The organism is Gammaproteobacteria bacterium (genome assembly GCA_032250735.1).
GTDB lineage: Bacteria > Pseudomonadota > Gammaproteobacteria > SZUA-152 > SZUA-152 > SZUA-152.
On the sequence record JAVVEP010000015.1, the window covers coordinates 14,563 to 38,387 of the forward strand.

Here is a 23,825-nt window from a genome sequence, read left to right on the forward strand (position 1 = left end):
GAACTACCCTTCACTACCGCGCAGTTTTTCGATGTCATGGGGCTTGTACGTGATCTTCAAATCGTTGCAGTGTGTTTGCGGCAACAGCCCCTTATGTTGCAGTTGCCCCACCACGATCCCTGGCGCAATACCCACTTCCTGTGCAAATTGGCAGATAGCCGCTTTACTGAACGGCGCTTGTGCGGCAAAGGTCTTGAAGGCCTTTCTCGGTAGCAGTTCCTGTTCAGCAAAGGTGTTGGCTTGCGTCTCCTTTTCGTCATCCATGCCATTTGCGCCTTCAATGAAGAGCTCTTTCTTTCCATGCAGCAGGATATGCCCGGCCTCATGGAAAAAGGTGAACCAGAGGTGATCGTTGGTCTTGTAGCGCAGACTGAGCTGGATGATGGCCTTGTTTGGATTCACCCAGCGGGTTGCTCCGCTGACGCCGGTCTTGGGTAAGCACGGGATGAAGACGACCGCCACGCCAGCTTCGGCGCAGCGCTGCTGCAAGGCGGGTACGAAGTGCGCGGAGTTTGTTTCTGCTGTGAGGACACGGGCCTCGTCCAGCACTTGGCGAAAGGCAGCTTTATCAAATGGTTTGCACTGAATGGCGGCGGCTTCCAGCTCGCCCTTGCGCAGCCAGGCGGAGACGGCCTCGGCGAAGATTTCGTGTTTGTTGTGCTGGCGATAGGCGACGCCCACATTCGGCCAGATGTCGTCCCACTGTTCCACGCTGGCGATGCCGAAAAAGCACAGCACTTCGTCCAGTTGCTGTTTCTGGTCCTTGTGTTTTTTCAACCAGCCCATCTTGGCCATGGCATTGACCGGGATGCGTTTGAGCCAGCCGAGGTCTTTTTCCAGTTGTGCCCCTTCGACCAGGCGCGCACGAGTCTCCTGGTAGTGGGCCTCCAGATTGAGCCAGTAGTCCACCGGCATACCCAGGGCGCGCTCCAGCTTGATAGCGGTTTCCGGGGTAATGATGATGGTGCCCTTACCCTTGAGGATGGCGATGATGTGCTTTTCACTCAGGCCTGTGCGTTTGGCCAGCTCCGTCCTGCTCATCTTGCGCAGGTCGAGCTCGTACTCCAGCACCTCGCCGGGGGTTACCGTGTAGTCAGGCGTATATTGGTTAATTGCGGTGTTATCCATGGGTATCCTCAATACCTAATATCTTGATGGCGGTGATACGGTGCCAATCCAGTCCGCCTTCCGGCCGCTCCGGTAGCGGGTTGTGCAGCGGCTGGATAATCAGCCGGTACGGGCCGTCCAGATCCAGGCTGAGCGTGCCTTTTCGCTTGCCCGTCAGTTCATGGCACCGGTGCGGCGGGCTATAGGGCGGGGCAAAAATGCCCAGATTCGGGGCCGCCCGTAACGCCGTCATCACCACCTTGATTCGCTTTGCGCGCTGTTGCCCGAAGGCCTTGAGCATCGCCTTTTCTTCGTTGAACTGCTTTTGCAGCTTTTTGCTGACAAAATCGATATTTACAAATTTAACTTACCTATCAGGTTAATATATTTTTATTTTTATATCCATAGCTAATTGGCTATCGGTGGCATGGCTGCTGTCTGCTGAACTCCGATCGGAGATCTCATAACGTTTTTACATGTTTTACCGCTATATGGCGAGTTGGCGCGCCCCCAGGGCCGCACATTACTCCCTGCCCCGCTCACCCGTTCATATGATCCTGAATCTGACGGTAAGCAGTTCTTCTTCCGTCACCTGTTGCCCGTGCCGTACCCCCCATCTAATCCAGAAGCTTGTCATTCTGGATTTAAATCTCTTTGGCGGCAGCGACACAGGCGCGCCACGCCTCATCGAACACGAACGCCTCCTCAGCTGCCTGCTCTGCGCCATTCCCCCTCACTCCACCCCGTTCACCCACCACCCCGCCAGGTCCTGCAGGCGCCGGATGAGGGCGTCATGCTGTTGGGCAAAGTCGGGGCCTTGCGCCCGTAAGGCCAGCACCAGTACGCAGGGGAGGTTGAGCGCTTCGCCCCGGGCGCGGGCCTGGGGGTAGTGGCGGGCATAGTCGTGGGGGACGCGCAGCAGCCAGTTGTCCGGGCCCGGTACGCCGGGGCGGTTGTAGTCTTCCTCCAGGCCGAACAGGTCGGCGAAAAAGATCATCACCTGGGCCGCGGGGCTGGCGAAGATGTCGGCCAGCTTGGCGTGCACCAGCTTGCGCCGGTCGGCGGCCAGCTCGCGGGCGAAGGCTTGACGGGCCGGTTCGGGCACCAGCCGTTGCGCCAGATAGGCGGCCTGCCGGTCCGCCTGGCCGTCGCGGATCCAGTCCCGGGCCAGCCGCCAGAGGGGCGGCGTGTCGTGATTGCCGACCATGATCCAGTCCTCGGGGCGGGCGTTCTCGCTGCGATAGACGTCGGCCGGGTTGTCCAGATCCGCCTTCTGGGTGACCCGAAAACGCCCCAGCCCATGGCGGGCGATCACTTGGCCCAGGGGGTATGGCAGAGTGCTCAGCACCTCGCAGAGCACGTCGTCCCGGCTGGCGCCGTGGGCGCGCACCGCCTCGACGATGGCATCCATCAACAGGGCATAGCGGTCCAGCTGAGCCGGCTCCAGTGACCGCACCCAGTCATCGGCATACCGGGGCAGGCGGTGATCGAGCTGCTCGTCGCGAACGATGGCATAGCGGGCCAGCGCGGGGTGGTCCGCCAGTTGCGGCGAGGAAAACAGCCGCGCGCCCTGCTGCACCGCATGATAGGGATCGGGATCATCGAGACGATACACCCAGGGACAGACCAGGCCGTGGGGATGATCGATGCGCAGGCCATCGAACTCCTCCAGCAGCCTGCCTACCCGGGCCGAGAGAAACCGCATGGCCGGGCCGGGTTGGCCCTGCGCATCCCGATACTGCTCCGGGTCCAGCACCCCGTAACCCCAGGGCTGGCCGGCCGGATTGGTGCGGCTGGGCGGCGCGCCCATGCGGTAGTGTTCCAGGTAGAAGACACTGCGGCTCCAGTCATCGCAGGGGGAGATCCCCACCTGCAGGTCGCCGTACAGGCGCAGACCCAGGTCCTGCGCGCTGCGGCGGAGCGCGGCATGCTGCCGGTGGAGGAGAAACTGGGCCAGGCAATAGCGCTCGATGACCGCCCGGTAATGATGCTGCAGTACGCGCCGCCGCGCCCAGCACGCCGCCTCAAGCCCGGGCAGGCGTCGGTACAGGTCACGGTCGGGACACAGCGGATGGTTCAGCGGCCAGTCGCGGTGGTGACGCCCGCCGTGCTCGGCGGCCAGGGTATGATACAGGGCGTCGGCGGCCAGCCAGTCCTGCTGCCGCGCGATGAACGCCGCCAGCCGGGCCCTGAGGGCCAGGGCGCGGGGCTCGGCCCGTTCACAGGCCGCCACAAAGCGCCGATGGATCTCGTCCAGGGCCGCATGGCAGGCGTCGAAGGCATAGGCGTGCTGGCTGTGTAACCGGTCGGCGGCCGGACACTCTGCTACACCCTCCTCTACCCCCCCAGCCACCCACCGCGCCAGACTATCCGGGTGCAGCAGGCCGCCCTCCGGGTGCTCATCGGTGGCGTCCTGGGTCAGGGCGGCGAGGTCCAGGTTCAGCAGGTTGCGGGAAAACAGGGTGCCGTCGTAGGGCGAGGGATTGTCCCGCGGGGTCTGGCCCTGCGGACCGAACTGGATGGCGTCAAACCCCAGACTGCGGGCAAAACCCAGAAACGCCCTCGCCCCCCGACTATAAGGCGAGCCCCGACCGATGTCCTGATCCTGTGTCTGGGGAAAACAGCTGTCGTGGATGGCGAGGGCCAGGCGCCGCTTGCCCAGCAGCGCCAGTGCCTCCACCACCGCCGCATCGGGCCGCCCGTGGTCGGTGGACCCAGGGTTCATGCCCGGGCCTCCGGCTGCGCCAGGCGGGCGATCAGGAGGGCGACGGGGAAGTGGCCCAGCACCTGCCCTGCCGACAGGCGCCAGCCGCCTTCGACGGCCTCGGCCTGCAAGGTCTCGCCGGTGAAGCCGTTCTCCCAGCCCTCCCAGCCCGCCCAGCCCGCCGCCGACAACTCGGCAGGCAGCTCGATCCAGGTCTCGCCCCACACCGCCTCGCCCAGCGGGACGGCCCCGGTGGCGAGGCGATGGATCAGCCGTGGGGTCACGATCACGGCCAGCTGTTCACCCTGACGACGGGCGAAGGCGCAGAGGTGCTCGGCGTGGGTGCCGGAGGCCGTCAGCGGCAGGTAGTCGGCGGAGAGAAACAGCGCGCTGTGTTCGCGGCGCAGCTGCAGGCCGCGCCAGATCAGGTACAGCTTGGCGCGGCCGTCATCGAGCTGTTGCAGCAGCTCATCGCAGAGTTCGGTGAGCGGCGGGCCTGTGGCCTGCGCTTGCGCCAGCAGCGAGTCGAGCAGCGCGCGCCGTTGACCGTAGTCCACCGGGCGGCGATTGTCCGGGTCCACCAGGCTGAAATCCCACAGCTCATTACCCTGATAGAAGTCTGGCACGCCCGGCGCGGTGAGCTTGAGCAGGGTCTGGGCCAGGCTGTTGAACTGCCCGACCCGACTCACCTGCTGCTGGAAAGGCAGGAAATCCGTCAGAAAGGGGTTGTTGTCCAGATCGCCGAGCAGGGTCTCGACGAAGCCGGTCACCGCGTCTTCGTAGTCGGTATTGGGATTGATCCACGAGGTATGTCGCTTGGCCTCCTTCACCGCCTTGAGCAGGTAGGCCTGGATGCGCTGCCGAAACCCGGCCAGGCCGGCGGCATCCAGCGACCCCAGCGGCCAGGCGCCGATCAGGGTCTGGTACAGCAGGTATTCATCATTCCTGCAGGGCGCGCGCTGGTCATCGATGCTGCGCTTCTTGTTGCGATTGAGGCGTGCCCAGCGCCGCACCCGTCGCTGCCACTCGCCCGGCATCTCCGTCAGCACATTGATGCGGGCGCGCACATCCTCACTGCGCTTGCTGTCATGGGTGGAGCTGCCAAGCATGGCATGGGGCCAGAATCGGGCCCGCTCCTGATTCTGGTAATGGAAGGCGGCAAGGGACACACCGAAGCGCTCGGGCTCGCCGCCGACCTCGTTCAGCGACAGCAGGCGGTTGTAGCGGTAGAAGGCGCTGTCTTCCAGCCCCTTGGCCATCACCGGCCCGGTATATTGCTGGAAGCGCATGGCGAAGGCGGTCACCCGCTGCCGGTAATCGTCGCGCTTGCCCTCGGCGATGGTGGTGAGCAGCACCTCGCGCACGAAATCGAATACCGTGGTGTCCGCCGCGGGGCTGCGCTTCCTGGCCACATTCACCGCCCAGTTGATGTAGTTGCGGTCCTCCTCTGTAACTCCGTCGGTAACTCCGTCAGTAACCCCGTCGGTAACGTCATCGGCCGTCACATAGGTGCGATAGACCGGAAACCAGGCCACGATCTCGCTCAGGGCATCGCGCAGGCTGTTGAGGGTGAAATCACGGGTATGGCGCTCCAGCTCGCCGATACGGCTCAACTGCTGGGCCAGAACATTGAGCTCGCTGGCCAGGGCGGAGCGCATGATCATCTTCTTGCAGTCGTAGACCAGTTCGCCCGGCGCGGGGCTCTCGCCCACGAACTCGCGGTAGATACGCTCCATCCTGTCCTCGGCGCCGGCGTCCACGAACAGGCCGTTGACCAGGTTGGCAAACTCGTAGCCGGTGGTGCCATGCACCGCCCAGTCCTGACGCAGACGTTCGTGACCGGCGACGATCTTTTCCACCAGCAGGTACAGTGGCCGGGCCTCCACGGGGAGCGCTTGTTCACCTCCGGGGAGATACCCCTGGGGGTCGGGGCTCACCGGCCGCGCCACCCGCTGCTGCAGGCGCCGAAAATAGCCCGCCGGATCATACAGGCCGTCGGGGTGGTCGATGCGCAGCCCCTGCACCCGGTCGTTGGCGATCAGCGCCAGCACCCGCCGATGAGTGGCCTCGAATACCTCGGTATTCTCGACGCGCAGGCCGGCCAGCTCGTTGATGTTGAAGAAGCGCCGGTAATTGATCTCGTCCGAGGCCACCCGCCAGTAGGCCAGCCGCCAGGCCTGCCTTTCCAGCAGGCCATGCAGTCGGTCGACGCCGTCCGGCTGATTGAAGCGGCGCAGATTCTCGTCCACAAAGCGGGCAATATCGGCGTCCTCACAGAGGCGGGCCAGACTGGCCTTGTGCACCTCTTTATCGCGGACCCGCTCCGCCAGCAGGGCCTCTCGGCTCTCACCGCGCAGGGGCAGGTTGCCGAACGCGGTGATCAGGCTCTGCAGCGCCAGCAGACGGCTGTCCTCGCTGCCCAGCCGCTGCTCCAGACGAGTGATGTCCTCGCCCAGGATGCGGGGGTACTCCCGCGGATCGATGGGGAATTCGTGTTCGTAGTAACGCACGCTGAAAGCACCGCCTGTCGGATCAAATTCCAGGCTCAGCTCCCCTCTATCCAGCACGCTGCCGTAATGATCGCCTAGCACCGGCACCAGCACCTTGCCGCGCAGGGCATCCTTCAGCGGGGTCCAGTCGATATCGAAAAAGCCGGCATAGCTGGAGGCCGGGCCGTTTTCCAGCACGTCCAGCCACCAGCAGTTGTCCCGCCCCATGATGCCCATGTGGTTCGGCACCATGTCCATGATCAGGCCCATCTGCCGTTCCCGCAGGGCGGCGCTGAACCGCTCAAAGGCGTCATCCCCGCCGAGTTCCGGGTTGAGCCGGTCATGATCGATGATGTCGTAACCGTGCAGACTTCCGGGGCGGGCCTGCAGGCAGGGCGAGGCATAGCAGTGGCTGATCCCCAGCTGGTGCAGATAGGCAACGATCTCCGCCCCCTGATCGAAGCCGAAGTCGCGGTGGAACTGCAGGCGGTAGGTGCTGTGGGGGATCACCGCCTCTAGTGGCGCCGGCCGGTGCGGTATTTCCACGGCCGGTAAGGTGGCCGCCCCGCCCCGCTCCTCCCGCAGCGCGCTGACAAAGGACTGTAGCCTGGGTTCATCGTTCCACTGCTCCAGCTCCAGGCCCAGCCGGCGACGCCAGTTGGGGTACTGATCGGTAGTGCCCGGCAGATTGACCTGTTCCCGCTGGCCGAGCATATCCTCCAGTTGCACCATCAACACCTTGCTGGGGGTCCTGGCCAGATAACGATGCACGGCCTCGGCCAGCGCCGGGGTCATCTCCGGAATGGCCACTGTCTGCACCTTCATCCCCGCGGGCAACAACCCCTCCCTCTCCAGAGCCATCAGCAGACGGGCCCGGTCCTCGGCCCGACCGATCACCTGCTGCTCGCGCTGCTCGGCGGTTGGAAACAGGCCCAGTTGTTCGCGCAGTTCCAGGTCCCGCCCCTGCCAATAGCCGGCCAGGGTGGGCAGGTCGTGAGTGGTCACCGCCACCAGGGCCTGAGGCTCGAAATCCCCAGGTGACCTGAAGCCGCCGTCGGCCGCCTTTTCGAAATAGAGCAGTCGGTAGGAGAGCACCCCCAGGGCGTGCAGGGCCGCGCGCACCGCATCGGGAACGGTGCCCAGATCCTCGCCGATCACCAGGCAGCGATTGCGCTGACTCTCCAGCGCCAGAATCCCCAGCAGGTCGTGAAACGGATAGGACACATAGGCGCCTGCTACCGCCTGAGGTACGGGTAGCGACTCCGACGGTGTCCCCGACGACGCCCCGGATGTCACCCAGAACAGCCGCATCAGGGCCATCACATGGTCGATGCGCAGGGCCCCGGCGACGCGCATATTCTGGCGCAGGGTGGCGATAAAGGGGGCGTAGGCCTGCTCGCGCAGGGCCTCGGGTCGCCAGGGCGGCAGACCCCAGTCCTGTCCCTGGAGATTAAAGTCATCGGGCGGCGAACCGATGCGGGCGGTCAAGGCATACAGGTCCTGCTGCACCCAGGCCTCGGCGCCGCCCACATCCACACTGACGGCGAGATCCTGATACAGCCCCACCCCCATGCCCAGTTCGGAGGCCCGCTTGCCCGCGGCCTGCAGCTGTTGCTGCGCCTGCCACTGACAGTATTCATAGAAACCCACCCGCTCCTCGTGCTCGGTCACAAAGCGGGCCACCGCCGGTGACCGGGGATGACGATAGGACTCGGGCCAGGCGGGCCAGCCCCACAGCTCGGGATCGTCGGCAAACAGGGTCTCCTGCAAGGCCTCATAGAGGGCGTGCCGGCGCAGTGCCTCACCCTGCTGGCGGCGGAAGGCCTCGAAGGTGGCGGCCCGTTCGCCACCGGCCTCCCGCTGGTGGTGGCGAAAGTGCTGGTAGAGCATCTCCAGCAGCTCCAGCTTGACGCCGGCCACGGCCACATAATCCACCTCATCGGTGGCGCGCAGGGCGCGTAATTGCGCCTGAAAGGCCGCCTCGGCCACCCGCTGCCGGGCCGCCGGGCAGTCGGCAAAATCGGCCACGGCCTCGATGTCCAGATAGAGGATGTTCAGGAACAGGCGACTGGAGGGGCTGTAGGGGCTGGCGTGGGCTGGGTTGTGGGGGAACAGCACATGCAGCGGGTTCAGGCCGACCAGGTCGGCCCCGGCCCGGGCGGAAAATTCCAGCAGCTGAACCAGGTCTGTGTAGTCCCCGATCCCCCAGTTACGGGCCGAGCGCACGGCATAGAGCTGGACCGCCGGCCCCCACACCCTCCCCTTGTTGGGTCCCTCGCAACATATGGCCTGCGGCTGGTAGGCGCGGCGCGGGGCAACGATCAGCGACAGGCTCGTCGGGGGGTGGTCCGGCTGGGCCAGATTCTGCAGTTCGAGGCGATGATAGCCAGGGTCGGGGATTCCGGCCAGTCGCAGCCAATGGCCCTGCCAGGTCTCCCCGTCCAGGGTCTGCTGACCCAATTTTTCCAGCTCGGCGGGCGAGAACTCGCCGCACTCGTCGTCGCCCGCCCTGCCATTCTCACGCTGCAGGCACCAGCGGAAACGCTGATGGGCCTGATCGGCCAGGACATTCAACCGGATGGCGATGGCCTCCTCATCCGTCCGTACTACCTGAACCGGCGGCAGGGGTCGACGCCAGTCGGCCGCCTCGGCCTGGGCCAGGGCCTGTTCCATGACCGCCGTGGTCTGGGTCGGCACCCCCATCGCGGCCAGCAGGGTCCGCCGGGTCTGTGGCGATACCCGCTGTCGCCTGCCCCAGATGTCGTGATAGTCGAGGCCGATATGATAGCGCTCACAGAGCCTGTCCAGGGGGCTGCGATGGCTGCGACGACTCATGTCGGGACGGCCTGCAGATACCAGCCCACGGACCAGGGTGGCAGCCGGTGGGCGGCCAGCTCCCCCGCCAGGGCGGGCGGGTGGGCATACAAGGGGATGCCTGCCGGCAGGCTCTCGTCGATAAACGGCACCGGCGCTTCACCCAGATTGGCCAGCAGGTGCAGCCGCGCCCCGTCCCCCAGTTGCCACCCGACCCGCAGCCCGGTTTCGCCCAGCAGGCGAAACGCCCCCGCCCCCCCAGTCATACCGCGCAGGCGGGGGATGATGTGCCGGTGGCGGAGCGCCAGCAGTGCGCTGTAGCGGGCGTGCCAGTCCCGGTGCGCGGGCTCCAGCAGGCTGTCCCAGTCCAGCCGGCTGCGCTCAAAGGCGGCCGGGGTGGTGGGGTCGGGGATGGTTTCGCGCACCGCTGGGTCGGTGAAACGGGCGAAGCGGGCGAACTCCCGGCGGCGGCCCTCGGTGACGGCAGTGGCCAGCTCGGCGCCGAAATCGCAGAAAAACTCGAAACCCTGACGGCTCGCAAATTCCTCGCCCATGAACAGCAGCGGCGGCGAGGGGGCCAGCAGCAACACGGCCACCGCCGCCTGCACCGCCTGCTCCTCGGCCAGCGCGGTGATGCGCTCGCCAAAGGCGCGGTTTCCCACCTGGTCATGGTTTTGCAGGAAGCTGACGAAGGCGGTGGGGGGCAGATCCCGGCTGGGCTCGCCGCGCGCGGCCCCGTCGCGGTAGGCGGAGGCCTCCCCCTGGTAGGCGAAGCCCTCGGCCAGACAGCGGCCCAGATGCCAGGCCGGCAGCGCGGCGTAGTCGGCATAATAGCCGTCCGACTCGCCGGTGAGCAGGGTGTGCAGGGCGTGGTGGATGTCGTCATTCCACTGCGCGACATAGTGCGTGACATGGTGCCGCGGCCGACCATCCGCCTCGCGCTGCAGATAGTGCGCGGCATTGTGATCATTCTCCAGGATCAGGTGCACCTGGCGCGTCTTCCCCGGCCCCTGCGCCACCGCCTCGGCCAGCTGCTGCAGGATATCGGGCGAGGAGTCGTCGATGATGGCATGCACCGCATCCAGCCGCAGGCCGTCCAGATGGTATTCCTCCAGCCAGTAGAGGGCGTTGTGGATAAAGAACTGGCGCACCGTTTCGCTCTGCGGCCCATCGAAATTGATGGCCGCCCCCCAGGGGGTGTGATGGCGCTCGGTGAAGAACTGCGGCGCATAGGCATGCAGGTAGTTGCCCTCGGGACCGAAGTGGTTGTAGACCACGTCCAGCAACACCATCAGCCCCTTGTGGTGGGCCGCCTGGATCAAGGCCTTCAGCGCCTCGGGTCGGCCATAACGGCTGTCGGGGGCAAAGGGCAGAACCCCGTCGTAGCCCCAGTTGCGGGCGCCGGGAAAGTCCGCCACCGGCATCAGCTCGATGGCGGTAATGCCCAGCTCGCGCAGATAATCCAGCCGCCGGTTAAGCGCTGCGAAGCTGCCCTCGGCGGAGAAGGCGCCGACGTGCAGCTCGTAGATCACCGCCTCCTCCCAGGGGCGTCCGCGCCAGGCCTGATCCTCCCACTTCCAGCTATGGGGATCGATCACCTGGCTGGGGCCGTGCACATCCTCGGGCTGAAAGCGGGAGGCGGGATCGGGCACGCGCAGGGCGCAGTCGATGCGGTACCGGTAGCGACTGCCGGCCTCGGCCTGATCACAGAGCCGCCGATACCAGCCGCCCTCCCCGGCGCTCATGGGCAACAGTTGTTCGCCGTCCGCCTGCTCCAGGCAGAGGTCCACCTGACGCGCACCGGGGGCCCATAACTGGAAGTGCACTCCCCCGTGGGGCAGGCAGTCGGCGCCAAAGGGCATGAAATGGCGACGCCTCATGAGGGCGGCTCGCGGGGGTGGATGAGCAGCGCCAGGGAACGGTCCTGCAGGGGGTAGGTCTCGCTGCTATGGTAGTTGCGTGCAAGCTCCCCGCTCACCGGCACCGCGGCGCTGGTGGTGTCAATGAGCGCCTGCCAGGATCGGTGCCGGTTGATGGTCGGCAACTGAAAGGCGACCGGGTGGTCATGGGCATTGATCAGCAGCAGAAAATCGTCATCGATGATCGGGTGGCCGTGCGGGTCACGCTCATCGATGGCCGCCCCGGCCAGAAACATGCCCAGGCAACGGGCCGAACTGTGATGCCATTGCTCGTCGTCCATCTCCTGGCCATCGGGATTGAGCCAGACGATGTCCTTGACGTCCTTGCCCATGAGACGATGCCCGGCAAAGAAACTGCGTCGGCGAAAGCTGGGATGTGCCTTGATGAGCCGGGTCATGCCCTGCACAAAGGCGATCAGTTCATGCTCAGTGTCCGCCAGCTCCCAGTCCAGCCAGCTTGTCGCATTGTCCTGGCAATAGGCATTATTGTTGCCCTGCTGGCTGCGCCCCATCTCGTCACCGGCCAGCAGCATGGGCACGCCCTGTGACAGCAACAGGGTGGCGAGGAAGTTGCGCTTCTGGCGGGCACGCAGCGTCAGCACCGCGGGATCGTCGCTGGGCCCCTCCACGCCGCAATTCCAGCTGCGGTTGTGGTCTTCGCCGTCGCGGTTATCCTCCTGGTTGGCCTCGTTGTGCTTGTGGTTGTAACTGACCAGGTCCTGCAGGGTAAAGCCGTCATGGGCGGTGATGAAGTTGATGCTGGCGCAGGGCTTGCGCCCGCCGCGTTCATACAGGTCACTGGAGCCGGTGAGCCGATAGGCCAGCTCGCCGATGAGGCCGCCCTCACCCTTCCAGTAGGCCCGCAGCGCATCCCGGTACTGACCGTTCCACTCCGTCCAGCCGATGGGGAAGTTGCCCACCTGATAGCCGCCCTCACCCAGGTCCCAAGGCTCGGCAATCAGCTTGACCTGGGACAGCACCGGGTCCTGATGGATGATGTCGAAGAAGGCCCCCAGCCGGTCCACCTCGTGCAGCTCACGGGCCAGCGCCGAGGCGAGGTCGAAGCGAAAGCCGTCCACGTGCATCTCCAGCACCCAGTAGCGCAGGCTGTCCATGATGAGTTGCAGCACCCGGGGGTGCATCATGTTGAGGGTGTTGCCGCAGCCGGTGTAGTCCTTGTAGTAGCGCGGCTGCTCCGGATCTAACCGGTAATAGGCGGCGTTGTCGATACCGCGAAAGGACAGCGTCGGGCCCAGCTGGTTGCCCTCGGCGGTATGGTTGTAGACCACGTCCAGGATGACCTCGATGCCCGCCTCGTGCAGGGCCTTGACCATGGTCTTGAACTCGCTGATCTGGCCGCTCGATGAGTAGCGATTATCCGGCGCAAAGAAGCCGATGGAGTTATAACCCCAGTAATTACGCAGCCCCTGTTCCACCAGATGCCGATCATCGATGCAGGCATGCACCGGCATGAGCTCCACCGCGGTGATGCCCAGCCGCCGGAAATACTCGATCACCGGTTCGGTGGCCAGCGCCGCATAAGTGCCGCGCAACTGAGGCGACACCTCGGGGTGTCGCTGGGTGAAGCCCTTGACGTGCAGCTCGTAGATGACGGTATCCTGCCAGGCGATATCCGGGGGACGATCATTGCCCCAGGTGAAGGCCGGATCGATCACCCGGCACTTGGGCATGCCCCGCGCATTGTTGCGGTGGTCCTGGGAGAGGTCCTCACGCTTGCTGCCGATCCGGTAACCAAAGTGGGCGTCACTCCAGCGCAGTCCGCCCTGGATGTCCTTGGCATAGGGGTCGAGCAGCAACTTGTCGGGATTGAAGCGATGGCCCTGCTCCGGCTCATAGGGGCCATGCACAACGTAGCCGTACAGCAGGCCGGGGCGCGCCTCGGGGAGGTAGACGTGCCAGACCTGATCGGTCTTTTCCCGTAGCGTGACGCGCTGGATCTCGCGCCGGCCCTGGCCGTCAAACAGGCACAGCTCCACCTTCTCCGCATGCTCGGAAAACAGCGAGAAATTCACCCCCCGACCGTCCCAGCTGGCGCCCAGAGGATAGGGCCGGCCGGGCCAGGCGCGGGGAAAGGGACTGCCGGTTTCTGCATTCATCGTATGTTCCTCACTCGATATAACCGGGGCCCGCGCCACGGGAGTTGCGGGCGAAGTAGCCCACATCGCCCATGGGGATGACCACCAGGCCGGAGTCGGTGACGTGGTAACGGCGACGGTCTGCCTCGCTGTCATAACCGATGCAGGCGTCCGCCTCGATGATGTTGTGCCGGTCCACAATCACCCGGCGCAGACGGGCACCGCTGCACACCCGTACGTAGTCCATGATCACGCAGTCTTCCAGCTCGGCCCCCGGCTCCACCACGGCCTCGCGGCGGATGATGCAGTTGCGGAGCCTGGCCCGATTGATCACGGTGGCGGCCCCCAGCAGGCTGTTGTCGATCTGCCCCTCGACGATTCTGGCCACCGGGCCCTGGTAGTTGCTGGAGTAGATCGGCCACTGCGGATTGAATACGTCGAACCGCGGCTCCAGCCCCAGCACGTCCTGATGGGCCTCGAAATAGGCATCGAGGGTGCCGACGTCCCGCCAGTAGCAGGGCTCTTCATAGGACTTGATGCCCGGTATCTCATTGGTGGAAAAGTCATAGGCGAACAGGCGATGGCTGGCCAGCAGCCGCGGCAGGACGTGGTGCCCGAAATCCGTTTCGCCCTGCTCATGGGCCTGTTCCAGCGCCGCGATCAACACCTCGGTGTTAAACAGGTAATTGCCCATGGAGGCGTAGGCCCGCTGGGGGTCGGAGGGCATCGGCTGCGGGGATTCGGGCTTTTCCTGGAACCCCTGGATGCGACCCTCGGCGTCCGCCTGGAGGATGCCGAAATCGGAGGCCGCCGCCAGCGGCACGGGTAACGCGGCAACAGTGACATCGGCCTGCTGCGCCTGATGCGCCCAGACCATCTGCCGTATATCCATGCGGTAGATATGATCGGCCCCGAACACCGCCACGATGCTCGGCCGGTGTTCCTTGAGCAGGTTGAGGTTTTGATAGACGGCATCGGCGGTGCCGGAAAACCAGGACCGGCCGCCCTGCATCTGCGGCGGCACCACGGTCACGAACTGGTTGGGCAGCAGGGGCGAGACGGTCCAGGTCTTGCGCACGTGTTCGATCAGCGACTGGGATTTGTATTGCACCAGCAGATAGATCGCGCGGATGTCCGAATTGACCAGGTTGCTGAGCACGAAGTCCGCGATCCGGTAGCGCCCCCCGAAGGGCACCGCCGGTTTGCAGCGTTCGGTGGTGAGGGGCCGCAGGCGCTTGCCCTCGCCGCCGGCCATCACGAAGGCCATCAGTTTCGCGCCGTCTCTTCTATTCTTCATGACCCCACCCCGGGATCGTCTGGCGCCCGTATGATGGCCAGCAGTCCGGCCAGCGGAATCCCGGCCCAGTCGGGTCGATGATCCAGCTCATAGCGCAGTTCATAGAGGGCCTTTTCCAGCATAAACAGCGCGATCAGCTGTCTGGCCTTGGCGGCCTCGGCAGGCCAGCAGGCGCAGTCCCCCACCCCCTCGCGGTAGCCGGACAGGAAGGCCGTGGCCGCCGCCGCCTCCCATTCCTGCGCATAGGGTTGCAGGCGCGCGTGGTCCATGGGGCGCTCTGCGGTGCAGCGGCTAAGGGCGACCGCCGCGGCATAACTGAAAGAACGCAGCATGCCGGCCACGTCCCGCAACGGCGAATGCTTGAGACGGCGTTCGCTCAGTGGCCGTGCCGGTTCGCCCTCGAAGTCGATAATCACAAAGTCGTTTTCGGTCAGCATCACCTGGCCCAGATGATAGTCGCCGTGATAGCGGATCCTGACCGCGTCCAGCGACGCCGGGATCAGTGCCGCAATGCGTTCTAACAGGGCCGGCCGCGCCTGTAGCAGTTGCTCCACGGCCGGCTGGCCATCTTCCGGCAGTGCCGGGCGGCGCGCCTGCAGCTTGTCCAGGCTGGTGTGCAGATCCTCGGTGACCTGTGCACCCCAGGCCCGCAGGTGCTCCGGGCGGATGGCCTCGGGTTCAAAGGCGGGATCGCCGCTGGGCCGGGCCAGCGCCTTATGCAACTCACCGCTGCGCACCCCCAGGGTCTGCATCAGCCAGCGAAACTCGCCGTGCCGCTCGGCGGGATCCGCCGGTATAGACTGCGGCCGGAGCAGGCAGTCCTCGAAAAAGCGCTGCAGATAGTCGATCGTATAGCTCCAGCCATCGCCCTGGTTCGGCACATAGGCCTGCACCAGGGCGAGGGTGGCGGCAGGGCCGGCGTGGTTTTCGCGGTATTCAATGGTCCCCGCCAGGGGCGAGATATTGGGATAGGGCGAGACCTCGGTGAGGAAACGGCCCATCTCCGCTTCCGGGTTGATTCCCGCCTCCACCTGTCGATAGAGTTTCAGGAACAGGCGCTCGCCCAGAATCACCGTGCTGTTGGTGCCTTGCGCGCGCGGCCGATCCAGGCCCTGCAGGGGGGACTCGCCCACTAACTGCGAATAGGCGGCGGTGCTGCGAAACATCAGCCGCCCCTGGCCAAAGGGCAACTCGACGGCGTCCCCCATGGCCTGGACCACACCCTGGAAAAAGGCCTCGTCGACCACCGCGTCATAGATCAGCCCGACCCGCGCCTGCTGGCGGATCTTGGCCAGGGCCGCCACCAGCAGCGGGCGCAGCTGCTCGTCATCCGCCTCGCCCCAGACCATCGCCAGCGGCAGCAGATAGACCGGTGCGCTGACGGCGGCGGTATCGGTAAAGTCTGGCCGCAGCCACAGCCACAGCCAGCCATCCCCGGCCCCCGGCCAGATCGCCAGCGCGGTGATCTCCACCCGCGCCAGTGGCCCGGCGCCGGCCGAGAACCAGCGCTGGGCCGGCAGGAAACCGGGCAGAACCTCGCGCTCCAGCTGGTCACGCAGTTTCACGGCCATGAGCCGGCGCAGGGTCTCCGCCTGCTCGGGAAAAAAACTGTGCCAGGCGTTGAACAGCACCAGCACCGGCAACTGCAATGCCGGCAGGGCCTCCTCGTGCCAGACGGGCGCCTCCGCCTCGGTGGCAAGCTGAAACCAGTAAAAACCGTGGCCCGCGAGGGTCAGCAGATACGGCAGGTCGCCGATGGGGGGGAAGGCGGTACGTCCCAGCATCTCGATGGGCACGCGGCCTTTGAAGCGGGACAGGTCCAGCTCCACCGGCTGGGCGGAACGGGCCAGATTCGCCACACACAGGATCGATTCGCCATCGGTCTCGCGCACATAGGCGAGGATCTTGCGGTTGCCCGGATGCAGAAATCGCAGCGCCCCCCGCCCGAAGGTGGGATGCGCCTTGCGCACCGCGATCAGTCGCTTCATCCAGTTCAGCGGCGAGGATGGTTCACGGGTCTGCGCCTCGACATTCACCGCCTCATAACCGTAGACCGGATCCATGATGGGCGGTAGATAGAGGAATTGCGGATCGGCCCGGGAAAAACCCGCGTTGCGATCGGGGCTCCACTGCATGGGGGTGCGCACGCCGTTGCGATCGCCCAGAAAAAAGTTGTCGCCCATGCCGATCTCATCGCCGTAATAGATGATGGGCGAACCCGGCATGGACATCAGCAGGCTGTTCATCAGCTTCATCTTCTCGGGGTCGTTGTCCATCAGCGGCGCCAGGCGGCGGCGAATACCCACATTGATACGCATGCGCGGATCGGCGGCAAAGCGTTCATACATGTAATCCCGCTCCCGGTTGGTGACCATCTCCAGGGTCAGCTCGTCATGGTTGCGCAGAAAGATCGCCCACTGGCAGCTGTCGGGAATCTCAGGGGTCTGCTGCATGATCTCCACGATGGGATGACGCTCCTCCTGCGCCACCGCCATGTACATCCGCGGCATTAACGGGAAGTGGTAAGCCATGTGACACTCGTCGCCGTCGCCGAAATAGGCCTGCGCATCCTCCGGCCACTGGTTGGCCTCGGCCAGAAACACACGGCCCTGGTAATGCTCATCCACCACCGCGCGCATGTGCTTGAGCACGGCGTGGGTCTCGGGCAGATTCTCGTTGTTGGTGCCTTCGCGCACGCACAGATAGGGAATGGCATCCAGCCGCAGACCATCGACCCCCATGTCCAGCCAGAAACGCATCACGCGGATGAGCGCCTTCACCACCTGCGGATTATTGTGATTGAGGTCCGGCTGGTGATGAAAAAAGCGGTGCCAGTAATAGGCCTGTGCCTCGTCATCCCAGGTCCAGTTAGAGGTCTCGGTATCGGTGAAAATAATCCGCGTCTCGGCGAACTTCTGATTGGTCTGGCTCCAGACATAGAAGTCGCGCTTCTTGCTGCCGGGCGGCGCCCTGCGGGCGGCCTGGAACCACGGATGCTGATCCGAGGTGTGATTGATGACCAGTTCGGTAATCACGCGCAGGCCGCGATGATGTGCCGCGCGCATGAAGCGGCGAAAATCCGTGCGCGTGCCGTAGTCCGGGTGGATATTGCGATAGTCGGCAATGTCATAGCCGTCATCACGCATCGGCGAGGGATAGAAAGGCAACAGCCACAGCGTGTTGACGCCCAGGTCCTTTATATAATCCAGTTTTTCGATCAGCCCGCGAAAATCCCCGATCCCGTCATTGTTGCTGTCGTGAAAGGCCTTGACGTGCAACTGATAGATCATTGCATCCTTGTGCCAGAGCTGATCGTCATCGAATCCCGCCACCAGGGCATCCTTTCCTTGTGTCTTGAAAATATAGTCGCCGGTTTACCGGCTTTGGTTTATGAACGCCGGATCAATAAGGAATAGCACACCCAGCGGTGGCAGGGTCAGCAGGGCAGATAATGCTGCCGCAAATTTGCATATGCCGCGCTGTTGGCCTAATCAGTTCATGGGTCCCTGCAATCCTGCGAGGCATCACCACAGGCACCAACGGTTATGGACCGCAAAAATGCACCCTGCACGGATCTCATTATCGACAAGGCGGGCACGGCATTCGGCAACCCACACACCCGCGACTTTGGAGGTCGAGTGACCGAAAAATCACCCCTGCTACAGCCGGACAAAAACTGCTGGCGCATCGAGTCTGCGCAGCGCGTGGCCTTTCTCGTTGACGGTGAGGCCTACTTTCGCGCCTTTTATAAAGCGGTGCAGCAGGCCCGGCACTGCATCTATATTTTCGCCTGGGATATCGACACCCGGGTGCGTCTCATCCGCGACGACGACAGCGACTGTGAATTACCGCAACAGCTGGGCGACTTTCTCAATCACGTCATCAAACGTCGCAAGGGACTCAAGGCCTACGTCCTGAACTGGGACTGGGCCATGCTCTATACCCTGGAGCGGGAATGGCTGCCCTTGTACCAGCTCGACTGGAAGACGCACCGGCGGCTGCATTTCCGTCTCGATAATGAATACCCGGCGGGCGCGTCCCAGCATCAAAAGGTGGTGGTGATTGACGATACCATCGCCTTTGTCGGCGGCTTTGATTTCGGCAAGCAACGCTGGGACACACCGGAACACCGGCCGGATGACCCGCGACGCATCGACCCCGAGGGCAAGCACTATCGGCCGTTCCATGATGTGCAGATGCTGGTGCAGGGCGACGCCGCCAGGGCCCTGGGCGAACTGGCCCGTGAGCGCTGGTATAAGGCCACCGGCGAACGGCTCGAGGTGGGCAAAAAAGACACGAGTCCCATCCCCTGGCCGGCGCAGGTGAGTGCCGATATCGAAGATGTGTCTGTCGCCATTGCCCGCACCTTGCCGGCCTACAAGCAACAAAAGGAAGTGCATGAAGTGGAACGCCTGTATCTGGACATGATCGGGGCGGCGCAGCATTTTATCTATATCGAAAACCAGTACTTCACCTCCTGGAAGATCGGCGAGGCGCTGGCCGCGCGGCTGCGCCCAACAGACGGCCCCGAGGTGGTACTGATACTGCCGCTGATGACCGGCGGCTGGCTGGAACAGCACACCATGGATGTGTTGCGCAGCCGCCTGTTGCGCCAACTCCGTGCGGCCGACCGACATGCACGCCTGCGGGTCTATTACCCCGATCTGGAGGGCCTGGGCAACGAGTACATCGGCCTGCACAGCAAGGTCATGGTCATCGACGACCGCGTGCTACGGGTCGGCTCCTCCAATCTCAGCAACCGGTCCATGGGTTTCGACAGCGAATGCGACCTGGCCATCGAGGCCGACAACGACCGGCAGCGCACCGCCGTGGCCGCGTTTCGCAACCGCCTGCTGGCCGAACACCTGGGGGTGAGCCCCGAGGCGCTGGCCGACCGGCTCAGCGGCAACCCCTCCCTGATTGCCGCCATCGAGGGCCTGCTCGGCAACGCGCGCACCCTCAAGCCGCTAGACGGCAAGGTCTCCGAACTGGCCGATGAGTTTTTGCCCGAGGCGCAGATCGTGGACCCCGAACGCCCGCTGGACCCGGAGGCGCTGGCCGACTACCTGCTGCCCGCCGAGGAACGCCAGCCCCTGAGCCGGCAGCTGTTGCTGATCGGCACGGTGCTCGGTGGCCTGTTGGCCCTGGCCGCAGCCTGGCGCTGGACCCCGCTGAATGACTGGCTGAATCTGGACACCCTGCAACAGGCCGCCGCCTGGGTGCAGCAGAGCCCCATCACCCCGCTGGTGGTGATCGCCATCTATCTGGTGGCCGGCCTCATTGCCCTGCCTATCACCCTGCTGATCGTCACCACCATGGTCACCTTCGGTCCCGGGACCGGCTTCGCCTATGCCCTGACCGGCGCCGAATTGAGCGCCCTGCTGGGCTATGCGGCGGGTAATCTACTGGGCCGGGATATGGTGCGCCGGGTTACCGGCTCCAGCATCAACCGGGTCAGTCGACGCCTGGCGCAACACGGCCTGCTGGCGGTGCTGACGGTGCGCGTCATCCCCGTTGCCCCGTTTACCGTCATCAACCTGGTGGCGGGCGCCTCCCATATCCGCCTGCGTGACTTCGCCCTGGGTAGCCTGCTGGGCATGGCCCCCGGCATCCTGGCCATCGCCCTGTTCGCCGACACCCTCGTGGCCGCGGTGCGTCGATCGGACCTCACCGATTTCGCCATGCTGGCCGGCGTGGTGCTGGTGATTTTCCTGGCCGCGGTGGGACTGAAGAAATGGCTGCACCGCAAGGCCAGACGCCCTGCTGAATCCGCAGCCGATTGATTCGGCATGATTTGATTCGACGATGTTTGGCCGGAACCATCGCTGCCCTGAACCATCGCCATCCACCGTACTGACACCGACGCCATTGATATTTTTCAATGTCATCTTCCGCGCAGCATGAATAATACTGAACAGGGACGGCGCTCCGTGGCGGAGATCCCTGGCGGCATATCATCTGAACAGCTACTCCTGGTTAGCGTTGGCCGCTGCGTGGCTCCTTCACCAACGCCCAGGACGAGCTTGATGCCAGCAACGAAAACCGCAATGCGCAAATCCGGCCGTGACAGCACGGAAAAACAGTACGGCAAGAGTGCGCGGCCGATCATCCATGAACCGAGACGACTGAGACCATGACCCAACACACACTTTCCCCGCTGCCCTATGCCGAGAACGCCCTGCAACCACACATCTCGGCCGAGACCCTCCAATACCACTACGGCAAGCACCACGCCACTTACGTGGAAAAACTGAACGGCCTGATCGCGGGGACCGAATTCGCATCGGCCTCACTGGAGGAGATCATTAAGCAGGCGTCGGGTGGCATCTTCAACAATGCTGCACAGGTATGGAATCACAGCTTCTACTGGCAATGCCTGAGCCCGGATGGCGGTGGCGAGCCCAACGATGAGCTGACCAGCGCCATCACCCAGGCCTTTGGCAGCGTCGAGCAATTCAGAACCCTGTTTTCCGAATCCGCCGCCAACAATTTTGGTTCCGGCTGGACCTGGCTGGTAAAAAATCCTGACGGCACCCTGGCGATCGTTAACACCGGAAATGCAGGTAACCCCCTGACCCAGGGCAGTCAGCCATTATTGACCTGCGATGTCTGGGAACATGCCTACTACATTGACTACCGCAATGCGCGCCCGAAATATATCGAGGCATTCTGGAAGCTGGTCAACTGGGACTTTGTCGCACGGAACCTTAACAAGGCGGGTTAAGAACAACGCCATACAACGGTGGAAACCGGGCCACAGGCTAGCTTGAGAAAACCTTATACGGGGTCTATGTTTTTACAAAGATCCAAAGGTCGTTTTTTGCCAGGAAAGATTTGCCAAGGATAATTCACCCGGAATTTTCATCCCTTTTTAACCACTGGTGTTGCGAACTGGAAATAACGGAACAAATGCAACAGATGGATTTTTTTGCCAGGCTAGGCGCAGACCCGCAGCCGTATGGGGAATACGGCAAGGGGCTGCAACAACGCATGGCGGAAAAAGACGCTGTTTCATGTTTCGCTTTTTCCGGTTCGCAACACTAACCCTCACCTCAGGCGACAGGTGCAAACAACATGACCGACATCAATCAGATCATAAAAAATACCCACGCCACCCACACCACCGATCCGCAACGGGCCGACCGCGAACTCGACCTGCAGAACTGGGATGAGGAACAGGCCCGCGAGCTTGCCCGACAGGATGGCATTCAGCTGACCGATGCCCACTGGGAGGTGGTGAACTTCCTGCGAGACTATTATTTGGAACACGGCCTCGCCAAAAATGGTCGTGAGCTTAGCGAGATACTGGACAATGAATTCGCGGCCCAGGGCGGGCGCAAATATTTGCGCCAGCTGTTCCCGAAAGGTCCCGTTGCCCAGGGCATGCAGATTGCGGGGCTGGAGGCCCCGCCGTATACCCGAGACAAAGGCCTTGGCGTCAATTTCTGACGGGCGCCATAGTGGATGCTATGCAAGCAATCGGCATGTCCAGACCCTATCCGCAGACACAGGCCGGGGATATGCCGCTTGTGTATCTGTCTGAACCCCACTGCACACGCGCATGAAGACGATCACAGAACCCGTGTTCAGCGACGGCATCGGTCTCACCATCGTTGCAATGATCCTTATCGCCGCCATTCCCTATGTCGCGCGCATCCGTCATCCCCGGCAAAAGCCGCTCGCCGCCTACCTGATTTTTATTTTCATGTTCATCATCACGGTCAGCGTACTGTTCACAATCCTGCTGTGGCTGGTGAGTCTATTCGACCTGTCTGATGCCCTCAGCAAACCCTGGCCGAGCGTGTTATTTCTCGCCCTGATTTTCCTGCCCGCCATCGCCCTGGGCACCTGGCAGGCACGCAAACCACCACAAGCGGCGAACAAACGTCCGCCGGACTGAAGGCCGGTGAGCATTGATATTCATCAATGTCTGCACAGCCCTGCTATGACAGAGTGACCGACGGGAAACACATTCAGCGGGAGCAATGCAATGCGCGACTATGACAACATGCCGGTGCTCAACTGGAATGAAGACAAGGCCCCGCTAAAGGCGAAGGCGCAGATACTGCACCAGGAACCCGTGATCATCCAGATGCCGGATGATTTTGATACCGCGCTGGATGGACAGCAGTTCGGCTGCCGGGTGGAGGAGGATGACGGGAGCCTCCAGGACTGCGAGGGCAACACCCTGCTGCAGCAACTGGCGGCGCAAAATCGGCTCCCCTCTCTGAACATCATCGCCGAGGCGTGTTACAAATCGAGTTCACAGGTCGACATCGACCGTCATCGCAAACGCATTATTGTGCATGACTGATCGCGAGATTACCGACTCGCCCACCACCGACCGATCACTATTGCGCAGCATCGGGGCATGCTAGACATTAACCGGCCTGCCCTGCGCATCGCCCTCGCCACCTACAATCTGCACGCCTGTATCGGCACCGATGGTGCGTTCGATCCCGACCGCTCCATCAAGGTAATAAACGACCTGGATGCGGATGTGCTGGCCCTGCAGGAAGTCGAACACCATCCCGTCGGCGATCAGGATCTGCTGGATTACCTGGCGACAAAAACGGGCTACACGGCGATTGCCGGGCCTAACCTGCTGCGTGACCGCCGCCACTACGGCAACGCCCTGTTGACACGACTTCCCGTTATGTCAGTGCAGCGCATTGACCTGAGCATCGCCAGTCGGGAGCCGCGCGGCGCACTCGATGTGAGCTATAAGGCTGGTGGACAGCGCCTACAGGTGGTCGCCACCCACCTTGGCCTGAATCCCACGGAGCGCCGTCAGCAGGTGCGCCAGTTGCTGACTCATCTCGAGTCCTCGTCGGCAGACATCACCGTACTCATGGGCGATATCAATGAGTGGTTTCTGTGGGGTCGACCCCTGCGCTGGCTGCGTGCGCATTTTCAATCGACCGCCCGCCATGCCACATTCCCCACCCGCTGGCCGTTGCTGGCGCTGGATCATATCTGGATCAGTCCGCACCGCCGACTGATCAGTCTGGAGGTTCACCGCAGCAAGCTCGCGCGCATCGCCTCCGATCACCTGCCCCTGAAGGCGATTATTGAACTCTAGGGCGAGTAGGTTTCGCGCGCTGTATCAACGTAGTTTATTTGTATTACACGGCAGGGATCGCACTCAGCCTCATACGGCGCAATGCCCTTCGGTTATTGCGCCCTACACACTGAGGGCCTGAAAAAAACCGCCAGTCTCAGCGCCTCACACTATCTTTTCAGCCTCGTAGGGCTGCTCTTAACTCAATACGCCTTTTTTGTAGGGTGGGCATTGCCCACCGCTGCACCAAACCCAACGATGCCGGATTGGTGGGCAATGCCCACCCTACCTGACTCAGCACTATCCCGGGTTGCTATGGTCTATCCTTGTTTACCGAT

At 63.5% G+C, this 23,825-nt stretch carries 15 protein-coding genes; 7 read left to right on the forward strand and 8 right to left on the reverse strand.

Going from position 1 to position 23,825, the window contains the following annotated elements; translation table 11 throughout:
- Window positions 1-3: 3 nt before the first annotated feature.
- The 8 genes from RRB22_09875 to treS form a co-directional block, all read right to left on the reverse strand.
- The gene (locus tag RRB22_09875) at window positions 4-1,128 is read right to left on the reverse strand and encodes a helix-turn-helix domain-containing protein (protein ID MDT8384712.1); all 1,125 of its coding nucleotides are present in this window, start codon (window positions 1,126-1,128) and stop codon (window positions 4-6) included.
- Window positions 1,121-1,408, reverse strand: coding sequence for a killer suppression protein (locus tag RRB22_09880; protein MDT8384713.1), 288 nt, complete (start codon window positions 1,406-1,408; stop codon window positions 1,121-1,123). Before RRB22_09880 ends, RRB22_09875 begins: the two co-directional genes overlap by 8 nt.
- Before the next feature lie 432 nt (window positions 1,409-1,840).
- Window positions 1,841-3,832: a 4-alpha-glucanotransferase gene (locus tag RRB22_09885; protein MDT8384714.1), complete on the reverse strand. Its 1,992-nt coding sequence runs from the start codon at window positions 3,830-3,832 to the stop codon at window positions 1,841-1,843.
- Window positions 3,829-9,135, reverse strand: coding sequence for a malto-oligosyltrehalose synthase (locus RRB22_09890; GenBank protein MDT8384715.1), 5,307 nt, complete (start codon window positions 9,133-9,135; stop codon window positions 3,829-3,831). The genes RRB22_09885 and RRB22_09890 overlap by 4 nt, the downstream gene beginning before the upstream one ends.
- Complete coding sequence (gene treZ, locus RRB22_09895) at window positions 9,132-10,994, reverse strand: malto-oligosyltrehalose trehalohydrolase (protein ID MDT8384716.1); 1,863 nt, start codon at window positions 10,992-10,994, stop codon at window positions 9,132-9,134. The genes RRB22_09890 and treZ overlap by 4 nt, the downstream gene beginning before the upstream one ends.
- Window positions 10,991-13,150, reverse strand: a complete 2,160-nt coding sequence (gene glgX / locus RRB22_09900) for a glycogen debranching protein GlgX (GenBank protein ID MDT8384717.1) — start codon at window positions 13,148-13,150, stop codon at window positions 10,991-10,993. Before glgX ends, treZ begins: the two co-directional genes overlap by 4 nt.
- 10 nt (window positions 13,151-13,160) lie before the next feature.
- On the reverse strand, window positions 13,161-14,426 hold the full coding sequence (locus RRB22_09905) for a glucose-1-phosphate adenylyltransferase (protein MDT8384718.1): 1,266 nt from the start codon (window positions 14,424-14,426) through the stop codon (window positions 13,161-13,163).
- Complete coding sequence (treS, locus tag RRB22_09910; protein ID MDT8384719.1) at window positions 14,423-17,758, reverse strand: maltose alpha-D-glucosyltransferase; 3,336 nt, start codon at window positions 17,756-17,758, stop codon at window positions 14,423-14,425. The genes RRB22_09905 and treS overlap by 4 nt, the downstream gene beginning before the upstream one ends.
- 213 nt (window positions 17,759-17,971) lie before the next feature.
- Here treS and RRB22_09915 point away from each other — a divergent pair, with 213 nt between their 5' ends.
- From RRB22_09915 to RRB22_09945, 7 genes are all read left to right on the forward strand, one after another.
- Window positions 17,972-20,209 (forward strand): VTT domain-containing protein, encoded by a 2,238-nt coding sequence (locus RRB22_09915; GenBank protein ID MDT8384720.1) that lies wholly within the window; start codon window positions 17,972-17,974, stop codon window positions 20,207-20,209.
- Window positions 20,210-20,559: 350 nt separating this feature from the next.
- Entirely contained in the window at window positions 20,560-21,150 is a 591-nt protein-coding gene (locus RRB22_09920; protein MDT8384721.1) for a Fe-Mn family superoxide dismutase, read from the forward strand.
- 185 nt (window positions 21,151-21,335) lie between these two features.
- Complete coding sequence (locus RRB22_09925; protein ID MDT8384722.1) at window positions 21,336-21,470, forward strand: hypothetical protein; 135 nt, start codon at window positions 21,336-21,338, stop codon at window positions 21,468-21,470.
- A gap of 30 nt (window positions 21,471-21,500) precedes the next feature.
- Window positions 21,501-21,875: a TusE/DsrC/DsvC family sulfur relay protein gene (locus tag RRB22_09930; protein ID MDT8384723.1), complete on the forward strand. Its 375-nt coding sequence runs from the start codon at window positions 21,501-21,503 to the stop codon at window positions 21,873-21,875.
- Window positions 21,876-21,987: 112 nt separating this feature from the next.
- Entirely contained in the window at window positions 21,988-22,326 is a 339-nt protein-coding gene (locus RRB22_09935; protein ID MDT8384724.1) for a hypothetical protein, read from the forward strand.
- Window positions 22,327-22,416: 90 nt separating this feature from the next.
- Window positions 22,417-22,740: a hypothetical protein gene (locus tag RRB22_09940; protein ID MDT8384725.1), complete on the forward strand. Its 324-nt coding sequence runs from the start codon at window positions 22,417-22,419 to the stop codon at window positions 22,738-22,740.
- Between the two features lie 57 nt (window positions 22,741-22,797).
- Complete coding sequence (locus RRB22_09945; protein MDT8384726.1) at window positions 22,798-23,508, forward strand: endonuclease/exonuclease/phosphatase family protein; 711 nt, start codon at window positions 22,798-22,800, stop codon at window positions 23,506-23,508.
- Window positions 23,509-23,825 lie beyond the last annotated feature (317 nt).